Genomic DNA, 14527 nt, shown 5'->3' with positions numbered 1-14527 from the left:
GAACCTAGCGCCCGGCAACGTCGGCCAGCAGCGCCTGGCTGCTCATTTGCGGCGACGGGGGAAGGGCCTCCGGCGCGCCGGTCGTGCGGATCACGCGGTTGCTGCTCAATACCCGGTTGCGGACCTGCTGCGCCCCTGCCGTGAGGTTGTAGTCGATGCGGTAGTCCCATGCCGCGACCGGCACCTTGCGATCACCAAGGCGCTCGATGCGCACTTCCGCCGCGCTGCGCTCGCCCGGCCTGATCTCGCTGGCCTGCGAGAAGCCCCGCCCGAAGCCGATGACCGTTCCGGCACTGTCGTACAGCGTGACCAGCACCTCGATGCCGACAAGTGCCATTTCGTCTTTGCGCGCATTGACGAGGCGGCCGAACAGCCACGTCTCGCCATCTTGCTGCACCAGTCGCACGCGCGTGAACTGCAGCGGCGGACCCTCGATCTTCCAGTACGGTGCCGACAGCGCATCCACCTGCAGCTCCTGCCGCGTGGGGGGGCCGTCGCCCGGCAGCTTGATCAGTACCGGCACCGTCTCGCCGGGCATCAGCGTGCCGATGGGGACAGATTCGCTGTTCTCGCCGATGCGGCTGTCGCGGTCGAAGAAGATCGCCTTGACGTTCGGCCGCTCGAGGGCTGTGCCGGTTTCGTTGCGCGCAATCACCAGCAGTTGGGGTTTGGCCGAGCTGCCGTTGCCCACCAGCACCTGGCGTGCCTCGAGCTTGAGGCCTTCGCTCGGAATGGTGCGCTGCGCCGTCGAGGCCCCACCGGGCCTGTACGTTCCTGGCGGCTGGTTGCGGTCGATGACGTAGGCCATGACACCGAAGAAGCCCGTGACCAGCACCACCACCGCCGCCGCGCCCAGGGCGATCATCCGCGCCATGCTCTTGCTGCGTGCCGACTGCTCGATCGCCAACCGTCGGCCGGCTTCGTTCTTGACCTGCTCGAGCACCCGCTCCAGCCGGTCGGAGACGTCGTCCTCGACGACCGACATCGACCCGCAATGCGCGCAGGTGTACTGGTTGAGGCCGGCGCGTTGAAGCACGCTGCTGCCGCATTCACCGCACTTCAGCGTCTGCAGGTCGATGGTCAAAGGTGCTCCCTCGTGGCGATTGCGCCGCGGCGGCGATGCCGGGCGTTACCGTGCGCATCTTAGCGAGGAGCCGGATTGCCAACGGCGCTCAGATCGGCGTGCCAGTGTTCTCCGTCCATCCACCGCCCAGCGTCTTGTAGAAGGTCACGAGGTTCGTCAGGCGCGACAGGCGCGTGGTGATGAGGTTCTGCTGCGCCGTGTAAAGCGAGCGCTGCGAATCGAGCACGCTCAGATAGCTGTCGACGCCACGGCGGAATCGCGCGTCCGACAGCCGGTAGCTCTCTGCCGTTGCGTTCACCAGCGACTGTTGTGCATCGAGCTGGCGGCCCAGCGTGTTGCGTTGCGCCAGCGCGTCCGAAACCTCGCGGAACGCCGTCTGGATTGCTTTCTCGTACTGCGCCACCGAGATGTCGCGGCTCACGGTCGCGATCTTGAGGTTGGCGCGGTTGGCGCCGCCGTCGAAGATCGGCAGCGTGATCTGCGGCGCGAAGCTCCAGCTGCCCGAGCCGCCCTTGAACAGGCCCGAGAGCTGGCTGCTCGACGTGCCGGCCGACGCGGTGAGGCTGATGCTCGGATAGAAAGCCGCGCGCGCCGCACCGATGTAGGCGTTGGCGGCTTTCAGGTCGCGCTCGGCCTGCAGGATGTCGGGCCGCCGTTGCAGCAGCTCCGAGGGCAGCCCAGGCGGAATGGTGGCCAGCGGGCTCGCTGCGGCTGCCGTGCCATCGGGCAGCGACTGCGGCAGCAGTTCGTCCGGCACGTCGGCGCCCACGAGCAGCACCAGCGCATTGCGGTCTTGCGCTACCTGCGAGGTATAGCGTTCGACGTCGACGCGCGCGGTGTCGACGCTGGTCTGCGCCTGGCTCAGCGTGAGCGCCGACGCCGTGCCCAGTTCGAAGCTGCGCTGGTTGAGGCTGTAGGAATCGCTCTGGCTGCGCAGGGTGTCGCGCGCGAGCTTCAGCTGGTCCTGGTCGGCCGCGAGCGTGAGGTAGCTCGTCGCCACCTCGGCCACCAGCGTGATCTGCGTGCTGCGGCGTGCCTCGGCCGTGGAGAAGAACTGCTCCAGCGCCTGTGCGCTCAGGCTTCGCACGCGGCCGAACAGGTCGATTTCGTAGGAGCTGAACCCGACCGAAGCGCTGTACTGCCGCGCCGTGAGGGCTTCGCCGGTCGACGACAGGTCGGCCGGCGTGCGGCTGCCGCTGCCGCCGGCACTGGCGTTGACGGTGGGGAAGAGCGCCGCGTCCTGCACCCGGTACTGGGCGCGGGCCTTCTCGATGTTCAGCACCGCGACGCGCAGGTCGCGATTGTTGGCGAGGCTCATCTCGATCACGCGCTGCAGCGACGGATCGGTGAAGACGTCGCGCCAGCCGAGGTCGGCCACCGGCGTGGAGGCCGGGGCGTTGCCCGTGTCGCCGGCGAATTTGCCGGCCACGGGCGCCGCGGGTTGCTGGTAGGTGGGAATCAGGCTGCAGCCGGCCATCAGGGCGGCGAGCGCGAGCGGAGCAAGGCGGAATGGTTTCATGGCAGACACCTCAGGAAGCGGCCGCGGCCGGTTGTGCATGCGAGTCCGGCAAGGCGGGCAAAGCAGGCGAGGGCGACCGTCCCTTGAAGAGACCGCGCACCAGCACGAAGAAAAGAGGCACGAAGAAGATCGCGAGCAGCGTGCCCGACAGCATGCCGCCGATGACGGCCGTGCCCAGCGCATGCTGCGCGCCGGCCCCGGCACCGGTGCCCAGCACCATCGGCAACACGCCGAGCACGAAGGCCAGCGAGGTCATGAGGATGGGCCGCAGCCGCATGCGAGCAGCCTCCATCGCCGACTCGACCAGGCTCTTGCCGTGCGCATGCAGGTCCTTCGCGAACTCGACGATCAGGATGGCGTTCTTCGACGCCAGCCCGATGGTCGTGAGCAGGCCGACCTGGAAGTACACGTCGTTCATCTTCCACGTCAGGATCGCGCCGACAAGCGCGCCCAGCACGCCGAGCGGCACCACCAGGATCACCGAGAACGGAATCGCCCAGCTCTCGTACAGCGCTGCAAGGCACAGGAACACGATCAGGATCGACAACCCATAGAGCAGGCCGGTCTGGCCGCTCGATGCCTTTTCCTGGCGCGACAGGCCGGTCCATTCGTAGCCGATGCCCGGCGGCAGTTTGGCGACTGCGGCTTCGACAATGGCGAGAGCGTCACCGCTCGATGCAGCTCCCGGCATCGCCATGCCCAGGATTTCCACCGAGGGCACCCCGTTGTAGCGCTCCAGGCGGGGCGAGCCCGAACTCCAGCCAGCCTTGGCGAACGAGGTGAAGGGCACCATCGTTCCGGCGCTGTTGCGCACGTACCAGCGGTCGATGTCCTCCGGCAGCATCCGGTACTGTGCATCGGCCTGCAGCATCACCTTCTTCACGCGCCCCTTGTCGATGAAGTCGTTGACGTAGCTGCTGCCCCAGGCGGTGGAGAAGGTGTCGTTGATGTCGGACATCGAAAGGCCCTGGGCCTGCGCCTTGTGCGGATCGATCTCGAGTCTGAATTCGGGCGTGTCTTCCATCCCGTTGGGGCGCACGGCCACCAGGCGCTTGTCCTTGGCCAGCGTGCCGAGCAGCTGGTTGCGCGCCTGCATCAGCGCCTCGTGACCGAGGTTGGCGCGATCCTGCAGCATCAGGTCGAAGCCGGTCGCGTTGCCGAGCTCCGCCACGGCGGGCGGTGCGAAGGCAAACACCTTTGCGTCCCTGATTGTGTTGAAGAAGGCGCCGGCCTTTGCGGCCACTCCCGTCACGCTCAGTGCTTCGCCCTCGCGTTCATTCCAGGGCTTGAGCTTGATGAAGGCAAAGCCCGTGTTCTGCCCGCTGCCCGCGAAGCTGAAACCCGCCACCGTGAAGATGCCCGAGACCGCGTCTTTCTGATCGACCAGGAAGTGATGCTCCACCTGGCGGATGACTTCTTCCGTGCGCGTGTTCGTCGCGCCCGGCGGCAGCTGCACCAGCGCAAACATCGTGCCCTGGTCTTCGTCGGGCAGAAAGCCGACCGGCAGCTTCATGAAGCCGAACACCACCACGGCAAACAAGACCGCGTACAAGGCCATGTAGCGCCAGCCCTTGCCCACCATGTGCCGCACGATGCCCTGGTAGCGGCGGTTGCCGCGATCGAAGCTGCGGTTGAACCAGCCGAAGAAGCCGGTGGTGGCCATCGCATGATCCTTGTCGACCGGCTTGAGCAGTGTCGCGCAAAGAGCGGGCGTGAGCACCAGCGCCACGAGCACCGACAGCGTCATGGCCGACACGATGGTGATGGAGAACTGCCGGTAGATCACGCCCGTGGAGCCGCCGAAGAAAGCCATCGGCACGAACACCGCCGCCAGCACCAGGGCCACGCCGACCAGCGCACCGGTGATCTGGCCCATGGACTTGCGCGTGGCCTCCTTGGGCGGGAGGCCTTCATCGGCCATCACACGCTCGACGTTCTCGACCACCACGATTGCATCGTCCACCAGCAGCCCGATGGCGAGCACCATCGCGAACATCGTCAAGGTGTTGATGGTGAAGCCGAAGGCCGCGAGCACGCCGAAGGTGCCCAGCAGCACCACGGGAACCGCAATGGTCGGAATCAGCGTGGCGCGGAAATTCTGCAAGAAGAGATACATCACCAGGAACACCAGCACCACGGCCTCTACGAGCGTCTTGATGACCTCCTCGATGGAGATCCGCACGAAGGGCGTTGTGTCGTAGGGCTTCTGCACCTTCATGCCCTGCGGAAAGAACTTCTCGAGCTCGGCGAGGCGCGCATCGACGGCCTTGACCGTGTCGAGCGCATTGGCGCCGGTGGCCAGCTTGATGGCCAGGCCCGCGGCCGGCTTGCCGTTGTAGCGACCGACCGTGTTGTACGACTCGCTGCCGAGCTCGATGCGGGCGACGTCGCGCAGGCGAACCTGCGAGCCGTCGGTCTGCGTGCGCAGCAGGATGTCCTCGAACTCCTGCGCGGTCTTCAGGCGTGTCTGCGAGGTGATGGTGGCGTTGAGCTGCTGGTTGCTTGCCGCAGGCATGCCGCCGAGCTGGCCGGCCGAAACCTGCGCGTTCTGCGCCGTGATCGCGTTCTTCACATCCAGCGGCGTGAGGCTGAAGCTGGAGAGCTTGTTCGGGTCGAGCCATACGCGCATGGCGTACTGCGAGCCGAAGAGCGTGGTGTCGCCCACGCCCTCGACGCGGCTGATTGCGTCCTGGACGTTGGCCGCGACGTAGTCGGACAGGTCCGACCCGTTCATGCTGCCGTCTTCGGAGGTGAAGGCCAACACGTTCAGAAAGTTGGTGGCCGACTTCGTGACGGTGACGCCCTGCTGCTGCACCTCTTGCGGCAGCAGCGGCGTGGCAAGCGAGAGCTTGTTCTGCACCTGCACCTGCGCGGTGTCGGGGTCTGTGCCGTTCTCGAAGGTGAGCGTGATGGTGACCGAGCCCGACGACTCGCTGGTCGATGCCATGTAGCTCAGCCGGTCCAGTCCCTTCATCTTCTGCTCGATGACCTGGGTGACGGTGTCTTCGAGCGTCTTGGCGGAAGCGCCGGGGTAGTTGGCGGTGATTGCGACGGCGGGCGGCGCGATGCTCGGGTACTGCGCGATCGGCAGCGTGGCGATGGACATGACGCCGCCCAGCATCACGATGATGGCGAGGACCCACGCGAAGATGGGGCGGTCGATGAAGAAGCGTGCCATGGTGGTCTTCCTGGATCAGTCCGCCGTGGTGCCGGGCGAGGGGAGGGCCGCCTTGGCAGTCGTTTCAGTGCCGGGCTTGGACTTGGGGTTCCACTGCACCGTCTTCACCTCGACGCCTGGCGCCGCGCGCTGCAGGCCGTCCACCACGAGCTGGTCGCCGGCCTGCAGGCCGCTGCGCACCAGCCATTGGTCGCCGATGGCGCGTTCCGTTTCGAGCACGCGCCGCTGCAGCTTGTGCTGGGCATTCACCACATAGGCCGTCGGCTTGCCGGTGCTGTCGCGCGACACGGCCTGCTGCGGCACCATGAGCGCCTGTTCCTTCACGCCTTCCTGCAACACGGCGCGCACGTACATGCCGGGCAGCAGGTCCGCCTTGGGGTTGGGAAACACCGCGCGCAGCGTGATGGCGCCGGTGTTCTGGTCTACGGTGACGTCAGAGAACTCGAGCTTGCCTTCGAGCGGATAGGCGCTTCCGTCTTCGAGCAGCAGCCGCACCCTCGCGGCGTTGGCGCCGCTCTTTTGCAGATCGCCGCGGGCCATGGCCTGCTTCAGCTGAAGCATCGCGGCGCTGGATTGCGTCACGTCGACATAGATCGGATCGAGCTGCTGGATGGTGGCCAGCGCGGTCGACTGGCTCGCCGTGACCAGCGCGCCGGGCGTGACTGTCGACTTGCCGATGCGCCCGGAGATTGGCGCGTCGATGCGCGCATAGGCGAGGTTGATACGGCTCGTCTCCACATTGGCCCGCGCCGAGGCGACATCGGCCTCGCCTTGGCCCAGCGAGGCGGCGGCGTCGTCGTAGTCCTGTTGGCTCACGGCCTTGATGGCGACCAGTTCCTTGTAGCGCTCGGCCTTCAGCCGCGTGGTCGTGAGGCTGGCCTGCGCCTTGGCGAGCGCGGCGACGTTGCTGTCGTAGGTCGCCTTGTAGGTGGCGGGATCGATCTGATAGAGCGTTTCGCCGGCCTTCACGTCGCTGCCTTCGCGGAACTGGCGGGCCTTCACGATGCCGCCGACCTGGGGCCGTACGTCGGCGATGAGAAAGGGCGTCGTGCGCCCGGGCAGCTCGGCCGTGATGGCCACGCGCTGCGGCTGCACCGACACCACCCCGACCTCGGGCATGCCCTGCGCGGCAGGCGGCCCGCCCGGTGGCTTGCCGCAGGCGACAAGCATGAAGGTAGAAGCGAGGGCTGCCGTGAAGGTCAGGCCATAGGTGAGAGGTGGACGCATGGCGAATCTCCTGAAGAGCGACGGATTGGTGATGGGGCCGGCCTGCTGTTAAACAGACAGTAGTGTCCAGTAATGTATTTTGACTTCCAGAGGTTGTCAATTAATAATGAACACTATTGTCTAGAAATGAGGAGACATTTAGATGCGAGTCAAAACAGAGGCCAAGCGCGACGCCATCGTTCAGGTGGCCGCGGAGGTCTTCCGGGAGCTGGGATTCGAAGGGGCCTCCATGGTGGAGATCGCTGCGCGTGTGGGCGGCTCGAGGGCCACGCTGTATGGCTACTTCAGCTCCAAGGAGGAGTTGTTCGTTGCCGTGACGCACGGCACGGCCAAGGTCCATTTCGCGCCAATTTTTGAGGCGCTCGGGCAGGAGAGTGACGACGACCTCGAACAAGTGCTGCAACGCTTCGGCGAAAAAATCCTGGCGGTGGTGTGTTCGCAAGAGGCCATCCAGGCGCGCAGGGCCGTGATCGCGGAGTCAGGCCGCAGCGACATCGGGCGGTTGTTCTACGAAGGAGGGCCCAAGAAGGGGCTGACGGAGGTGGCGGGGTTTCTGGAACTGCAGATGCAAAAGGGCCGGCTGCGCAAGGCCGATCCGCAGGTAGCGGCGCGCCACTTGACGGCATTGCTGGATTCGGAGACCGTCATGCCGGCTCTTCTCGGTATCGAAGGACCGTTATCCCGAAAGGATTTGCGGGAAGCAACGCGACGGGCTCTGCAGACCTTTCTCGGAGGCTATGCGCCCGAAGGAAAGAAGACGAAGTGAGCTTGCGACAAGCGCGCCGCGCGCACCCAGCTTGCGTTGGCACGGTCAATCCCGTACGCTGACCCGGCGTCTTTGCGCACCGCCCGAGCCCCTGCGGGCCGCCGGGCCAGCCTTGCGGACGCCAAGGAGTCCATGCCATGCCAAGCCGATCGAACGGCCTCGCGGCCGAAGTGGAAGCAGTGCGAACGCTGGCGCTCGTCGGCGCCGCGGCCGCCGGCAAGACCTCTCTTGCCGAGGCCTTGTTGTACAAGGCAGGCGCCATCGGTGCCTGCGGCAGCATCGAACGCGGCAGCACCGTCAGCGACCACGACCCGCTCGAGCGCCGCATGCAGCACTCGCTCAACGCATCGGTGATGCACCTCACGCATGCCGGCACGCGCATCCACTTCATCGACACGCCCGGCGGCCCCGACTTCCTCGGCCAGAGCCTGCCGGCGCTGGAGGCGGTCGAAACGGCGGCGGTGGTCATCAATGCCGCCACAGGCATCGAGCCGATGGCGGTGCGCATGATGGAGTACGCGGCCTCGCGCCACCTTGCCCGCATGATCATCGTCACCAAGATCGACTCGCAGGGCGTCTCGCTGGCGGGCCTGCTGGCCGACATCCAGGCCACCTTCGGCCGCGAATGCCTGCCGCTGAACGTGCCCGACGGGGTCGGCAGGCAGGTGGTGGACTGCTTCTTCAACCGCTTCGGGCGGTCCGACTTCGGCCCTGTAGAAGCGGCGCACCGCGCGCTGGTGGAGCAGGTGGTCGAGGTCGACGCGGCCTTCGTCGACCGCTACCTCGAGGAAGGCGACGTGGATCCGGCCGAGCTGCATGCGCCGCTGGAGCAGGCGCTGCGCGAAGGCCACCTGATCCCGGTGTGCTTCGTCTCGTCGCGCAGCGGCGCCGGCGTGGCCGAGCTGCTGGACGTGATCGTCAAGCTCCTGCCAGACCCGACCGAGGCCAACCCGCCGGACTTCATCGTTGGCGAGGGCGGGCAGGCCAAGCCCATGGAGGCCAGGCCCGACCCGTCGCTGCACGTGCTGGCGCACGTGTTCAAGGTCACGATCGACCCCTATGTCGGCAAGATGGGCATCTTCCGCGTACACCAGGGCACGCTCACGCGCGACAGCCAGCTCTACATTGGCGACGGCCGCAAGCCCTTCAAGGTGGGGCACCTGTTCATGCTCCAGGGCAAGGACCATGTCGAGGTGTCGCACGCAGTGCCCGGCGACATCGTGGCGGTGGCCAAGGTCGAGGAGATCCATTTCGACGCCGTGCTGCACGATGTGGCCGAAGACAGCCACGTGCATCTCGCGCCTCTGGCGTTCCCGGTGCCGGTGTACGGCCTGGCCGTGGAGCCCAAGCGCCATGGCGACGAGCAGCGCGCCTGGGAGATCCTCGGCAAGCTCACGGCCGAGGATCCGTGCCTGCGCATCGAGCATGTGGCCGCGACCAACGAGACGGTCCTCTACGGGCTCGGCGAACTGCACCTGCGCATCGTGCTCGAACGCCTGCGCGAGGTGTACCGCTTCGAGGTCCAGACGCGCCCGCCCCGCATTGCCTACCGCGAGAGCGTGACCGTGCCGGCCGAGGGCCACCACCGGCACAAGAAACAGACCGGCGGCGCTGGCCAGTTCGGCGAAGTCTTCCTGCGCATCGAGCCGCTGGCGCGCGGCGCGGGCTTCCAGTTCGCCGATGAGGTCAGGGGTGGCGCGATTCCGGGCCAGTTCATCCCCGCGGTCGAGAAGGGCGTGCGCGAGGTGCTGGTGTGCGGCGCGATCGCCGGCTACCCCGTGGTCGATGTGCGCGTTGTTGTGCACGATGGCAAGCACCACAGCGTCGACAGCAAGGACATCGCCTTCGCGACAGCCGGCCGCAAGGCCTTCATGGCCGCCATCCGCGAGGCCCGGCCGGTCGTGCTCGAGCCGATCGTCCAGATCGAGATCGACGTGCCGGAGCATTCCGTCGGCGATGTCACCAGCGACCTGTCGTCGCGGCGCGGCCTAGTCACCGGAACGTCGGCCCTGGGGGGCGGTGTTGTGACCGTCGGCGGGCAGGTGCCCATGGCCGAACTGGCCAACTACCAGTCGCGACTCAATGCAATGACCAGCGGCCAGGGGCGCTACACCATTGCGTTGTCACACTACGAAGCGGTGCCACCGGCTGTCCAGCAGACGCTGACGGACCAGTACCGGGTGCATGAAGAGGACTAGGGGAATTGTGTTTGCGAGATATCGCAATGGGCCCGGCTAGCGAAGCACCAGCACAGGCAGCGCCGAATGCGCCAGCACGTGCTGCGTCTCGCTGCCAAGCAGCAGCCGCTTGATGCCCTTGCGGCCGTGCGAGGCCATCACGATCAGGTCGCTCTTGTGCTTTTTCGCCGCGGCGATGATCGACTCCGCCACCAAGTCAGAGTTGGCCGTCGCCGTCTTGACACGCACGCCGCTTTCCTTGGCGCGTGCGCTCACGGTGTCGAGCATTGCCTGTGCCTTCTCGGCCCATTGCTTCTCGACGCGGCCGATGTCCTCTGGCGAAAAGGTCATGGAGCCCTCGAAGTAGCTTCGGGGGTAGCGCGGAACCACGTTGAGCGCCACCAGGTCGGCATCGTTCTGTGCGGCGAGAGCGATCGCGCTCGCGACAGCCTTCTTCGAAAGTGTGGAGCCGTCGGTGGCGACGAGGATGCGCTTGAACATGTGAGGTCTCCAGGGATAGGTGTGCCGCGAGCTTAGGCAGGCCACGGCTTCGGACGTTGATGCAGATCAAAGGGCACCGCGAGGCCCGCCCTTAGCCTCGCTCCGATGCAAGCTGCGCTCGCCCCGTTCTCTACGCATCCGCCGGCCGCTGCGGCCACCGCCGACACCTGGCAGGTGCTCGACGACCCGGCCGAATGGCCGGCGTTCGGCCAGCTGGTGGAGGGCGATGCAGCCACCGGCCAGTGGGCATCGCAGGTCGCGGTCGAGGGCATGCACTGCACCGCTTGCGCTTTTACCGTCGAGGCCGCGCTGCTGAAGGTGCCCGGGGTGCGCGAGGCACAGGTCAATGGGGCCAGCCGGCGGGCGCGCGTGGTGTGGTCGGCCGCGGTCACCCGGCCTTCACGCTGGTTCGAGGCTTCGGCTGCTGCCGGATACCCGCTGGTTCCCGCCGGCAGCCAGTTGGCAAGCGCGGGGCGTGCGCGCGAACTGCGCATGGCGCTGTGGCGCTGGCTGGTCTCGGGCTTCTGCATGATGCAAGTGATGATGTATGCCTACCCGGCTTACATCGCCAGGCCGGGCGACATGACGGACGACGCGGCGCAGTTGCTGCGCTGGGCCTCCTGGGTGCTCACGCTGCCCGTCGTGCTGTTCTCCTGCGGTCCCTTCTTCCGCAGCGCCTGGCGCGACCTGCGCGCGGGCCGCATCGGCATGGATCTTCCGGTGGCGTTCGGCGTGCTCGCGGCCTTCGCGGTCAGCAGCGCCGCCACCTTCGACGCCAGCGGGCCGCTGGGCCACGAGGTCTACTTCGACTCGCTGACGATGTTCGTCTTCTTCCTGCTGACCGGCCGCTGGCTCGAGGCACGCCTGCGAGACCGTACCGCCGGCTCGCTCGAGGCCTTGATGAACCGCCTGCCCGACAGCATCGATCGACTCGCGCCCGACGGCAGCTGGACCCGCGTGGCCGTGCGCAGGCTCGCAGCCGCAGACGTGGTGCGCGTGCGCCCCGGCGAGGCGTTTCCGGCCGACGGCGTGGTGATCGAAGGCGACACCAGCGCCGACGAGGCCCTGCTGACCGGCGAATCCCGGCCCGTGCCGCGCCCCCGCGGCGATCGTGTGCTGGCCGGCAGCCACAACCTATCGGCGGTGGTCAGTGTGCGGATCGAATCGGTGGGCGAGGACACGCGCTTCGCCCAGATCGTGCGGCTGATGGAAAGCGCCGCCTCGCGCAAGCCGCGCCTGGCGCTGCTGGCGGACCGGGTGGCGCGGCCTTTTCTCGTCGCGGTGCTCGCATCGGCGACGGTGGCGGCAGTGTTCTGGTGGCACACGGACCCGGGCAAGGCGCTGATGGTGGCGGTCGCGGTGCTCATCGTGACCTGCCCCTGTGCGCTCTCGCTCGCGACACCGGCTGCCATGCTCGCGAGCGCCGGTGCCCTGGCGCGCGGCGGCGTACTGACTTCCAACCTGCAAGCGCTGGAGGCGCTGGCGTCGGTCGATACGGTCGTGTTCGACAAGACCGGCACGTTGACTGGCGACATCCCGCGGCTGGAGCGCATCTATTGCCGGCAGGGCCTGCGGCCCGGCGACGCACTTGAAATGGCGGCGGCGCTCGCTGCGCAGTCGCTGCATCCCGTTGCGCAGGCGCTGGTGAATGCATGGAATGCCCAGTTCCGCTCGCCACCGGGCTGGACCGTGGAACAGGCCACCGAAGCCGCAGGGCTCGGGCTCGAAGGCCTGCTGCGCCGGACGTGTGCGCGCGCCGGAACAGGCCAGCGTGCGCGTCTTGGCTCGTCGGCCTTCTGCAGCGTGAATGCGCTGGAGGTTGACGCTGCGCAGGTCCACCTGGCCGACGAGCAGGGATGGGTCGCCAGCTTCGTGCTGGCCGAAGAGCTTCGCGCCGATGCCGCCGTTGCGGTGGCTGCGCTGCGCGCGCAGGGCCTGACGGTGCGGCTGCTCTCGGGTGATCGCGACAGCGCCGCGAAGGAGATCGCCGCGCGCTGCGGCATCGACTTCGCGCAGGGTGGCTGCACGCCGGAGGACAAGCTCGACGTGCTCTGGCGGCTGCAGGCCGAGGGACGGCAGATTGCGATGGTGGGCGACGGCCTCAACGACGGCCCCTCGCTGGCGCGTGCGAACGCCTCGTTCGCCTTCGGCCGCAGCGTGCCGCTGTCGCGCGCGCACGCCGATTTCGTCGTGTTGGGCGACAGGCTCGCCACCATTCCAGATGCCATCGCGCAAGCCCGCAAGACGCTGCAGGTGGTGCGCCAGAACCTCTGGTGGGCCGCGGGCTACAACGCGCTGTGCGTGCCGCTCGCGGTAGCAGGCTGGTTGCCGGCGTGGCTCGCGGGCCTGGGCATGGCCGCGAGCTCCCTCGTGGTGGTCCTCAATGCTGCACGGCTCGCGGCCGCCGGCAAGGCAAGCCGCTGATGGACATCCTCTTCCTGCTCATCCCGCTGTCCGTGGTGCTGGTTCTCGCGATCCTCGGCGGGCTCTGGTGGGCGATCGAGCGCGGCCAGTTCGACGACGTCGAGACCGAAGGCGACCGCATCCTGCACGGCGATTGATTTGCATCAATCCCGCGAGGCAGGGGGCCACGGAAACTGCCCACAACTCATTCAAGGGCACGACGATGCAACAACCGAACCCACCCGCCGCGGTATACGACGACACCGTCGTGCGGCAGTTCGCGCTCATGTCCGTGGTCTGGGGCGTGGTCGGCATGCTGGTCGGCGTGATCATCGCCTCCCAGCTGACGTGGCCCGAGCTCAACCTCGGCATTCCATGGCTCAGCTACGGACGGCTGCGGCCGCTGCACACCAACGCGGTCATCTTCGCGTTCGGCGGCTGCGCGCTGATGGCCACGAGCTTCCACGTGGTGCAGCGCACCTGCCAAGTGGGCCTCTTTGCGCCGAAGCTCGCATCCTTCGTGTTCTGGGGCTGGCAGGCCGTGATCGTCGCGGCCGCCATCAGCCTGCCGATGGGCTACACCAGCGGCAAGGAATACGCCGAGCTGGAATGGCCCATTGACCTGCTGATCGCGGTGGTCTGGGTGGCCTACGCCATCGTGTTCTTCGGCACCATCGGCATGCGCCGCGTGCGCCACATCTACGTGGCGAACTGGTTCTTCGGAGCCTTCATCATCGCGGTGGCGCTGCTGCACATCGTCAACAGCGCAGAGGTTCCGGCGGGCTGGATGAAGAGCTACTCGGCCTATGCCGGCGTGCAGGACGCGATGGTGCAGTGGTGGTACGGCCACAACGCCGTGGGCTTCTTCCTCACCGCGGGCTTCCTCGGGATGATGTATTACTACATCCCCAAGCAGGCCGGCCGGCCGGTGTATTCGTACCGGCTGTCCATCGTCCACTTCTGGGCGCTGATCTTCACCTACATGTGGGCGGGCCCGCACCACCTGCACTACACGGCGCTGCCGGACTGGACGCAATCGCTGGGCATGGTGTTCTCGCTGATCCTGCTGGCGCCCAGCTGGGGCGGCATGATCAACGGCGTGATGACGCTCTCGGGCGCCTGGCACAAGCTGCGCACCGACCCGATCCTGCGCTTCCTGATCGTCGCACTGTCGTTCTACGGCATGTCGACCTTCGAGGGCCCGATGATGTCCATCAAGACCGTCAACGCCCTGAGCCACTACACCGACTGGACCATCGGCCACGTGCACTCCGGCGCGCTCGGCTGGGTGGGGTTCATCACCATGGGCTCGCTTTACTACCTGATCCCGCGCATGTACGGCCGCACCACCATGTACAGCGTGAAGGCCATCGAGGCGCACTTCTGGATCGCCACCATCGGCATCGTCCTGTACATCGCCGCGATGTGGATCGCCGGCGTGATGCAAGGGCTGATGTGGCGCGCCATCAACCCCGACGGCACGCTCACCTACACCTTCGTGGAAAGCGTGAAGGCCACATTCCCGTTCTACGTGGTGCGCCTGATCGGCGGGCTGCTCTACCTCTCCGGGATGCTGGTGATGGCCTGGAACGTCTGGATGACCGTCATCTCGGGCCGCTCGGTGCGCGTCGAGATCCCGCTCCCCGTCATGGCCCACGCCTGAGGACGCACG

General features: G+C 67.1%; 10 protein-coding genes. 5 read left to right on the top strand and 5 right to left on the bottom strand.

The features are described 5' to 3' along the window. Positions 1 to 4: 4 nt before the first annotated feature. The 4 genes from NWF24_RS15320 to NWF24_RS15305 form a co-directional block, all read right to left on the bottom strand. On the bottom strand, positions 5 to 1084 hold the full coding sequence (locus NWF24_RS15320; RefSeq protein WP_258354912.1) for a hypothetical protein: 1080 nt from the start codon (positions 1082 to 1084) through the stop codon (positions 5 to 7). A gap of 88 nt (positions 1085 to 1172) precedes the next feature. Next, positions 1173 to 2603, bottom strand: a complete 1431-nt coding sequence (gene adeC, locus NWF24_RS15315; RefSeq protein ID WP_258354911.1) for an AdeC/AdeK/OprM family multidrug efflux complex outer membrane factor — start codon at positions 2601 to 2603, stop codon at positions 1173 to 1175. Between the two features lie 10 nt (positions 2604 to 2613). Next, positions 2614 to 5781 (bottom strand): efflux RND transporter permease subunit, encoded by a 3168-nt coding sequence (locus NWF24_RS15310; RefSeq protein WP_258354910.1) that lies wholly within the window; start codon positions 5779 to 5781, stop codon positions 2614 to 2616. Between the two features lie 15 nt (positions 5782 to 5796). Further along, the gene (locus tag NWF24_RS15305; RefSeq protein WP_258354909.1) at positions 5797 to 7008 is read right to left on the bottom strand and encodes an efflux RND transporter periplasmic adaptor subunit; all 1212 of its coding nucleotides are present in this window, start codon (positions 7006 to 7008) and stop codon (positions 5797 to 5799) included. Positions 7009 to 7150: 142 nt separating this feature from the next. Between NWF24_RS15305 and NWF24_RS15300 the strand changes: the two genes are divergently transcribed. Beyond that, a complete protein-coding gene (locus NWF24_RS15300; RefSeq protein ID WP_258354908.1) occupies positions 7151 to 7774 on the top strand; it encodes a TetR/AcrR family transcriptional regulator in 624 nt (207 codons plus the stop codon). Between the two features lie 137 nt (positions 7775 to 7911). After that, on the top strand, positions 7912 to 9972 hold the full coding sequence (gene fusA, locus NWF24_RS15295; protein ID WP_258354907.1) for an elongation factor G: 2061 nt from the start codon (positions 7912 to 7914) through the stop codon (positions 9970 to 9972). 36 nt (positions 9973 to 10008) lie between these two features. On the opposite strand, the gene NWF24_RS15290 is transcribed toward fusA, so the two are convergent. Next, positions 10009 to 10452, bottom strand: coding sequence for a universal stress protein (locus NWF24_RS15290; protein ID WP_093058412.1), 444 nt, complete (start codon positions 10450 to 10452; stop codon positions 10009 to 10011). A gap of 105 nt (positions 10453 to 10557) precedes the next feature. Between NWF24_RS15290 and NWF24_RS15285 the strand changes: the two genes are divergently transcribed. The 3 genes from NWF24_RS15285 (at position 10558) to ccoN (ending at position 14518) form a co-directional block, all read left to right on the top strand. Further along, entirely contained in the window at positions 10558 to 12876 is a 2319-nt protein-coding gene (locus NWF24_RS15285; protein ID WP_258354906.1) for a heavy metal translocating P-type ATPase, read from the top strand. Further along, positions 12876 to 13013, top strand: coding sequence for a cbb3-type cytochrome oxidase assembly protein CcoS (gene ccoS / locus NWF24_RS15280; protein ID WP_093058414.1), 138 nt, complete (start codon positions 12876 to 12878; stop codon positions 13011 to 13013). The genes NWF24_RS15285 and ccoS overlap by 1 nt, the downstream gene beginning before the upstream one ends. Before the next feature lie 65 nt (positions 13014 to 13078). After that, positions 13079 to 14518 (top strand): cytochrome-c oxidase, cbb3-type subunit I, encoded by a 1440-nt coding sequence (gene ccoN, locus NWF24_RS15275; RefSeq protein ID WP_258354905.1) that lies wholly within the window; start codon positions 13079 to 13081, stop codon positions 14516 to 14518. The last annotated feature ends 9 nt before the right edge of the window (positions 14519 to 14527 follow it).

The organism is Variovorax paradoxus (genome assembly GCF_024734665.1).
Lineage (GTDB): Bacteria > Pseudomonadota > Gammaproteobacteria > Burkholderiales > Burkholderiaceae_C > Variovorax.
The sequence above is the reverse complement of the archived record's forward strand: the minus strand, read 5'-3'. Positions and strand labels throughout refer to the sequence as shown.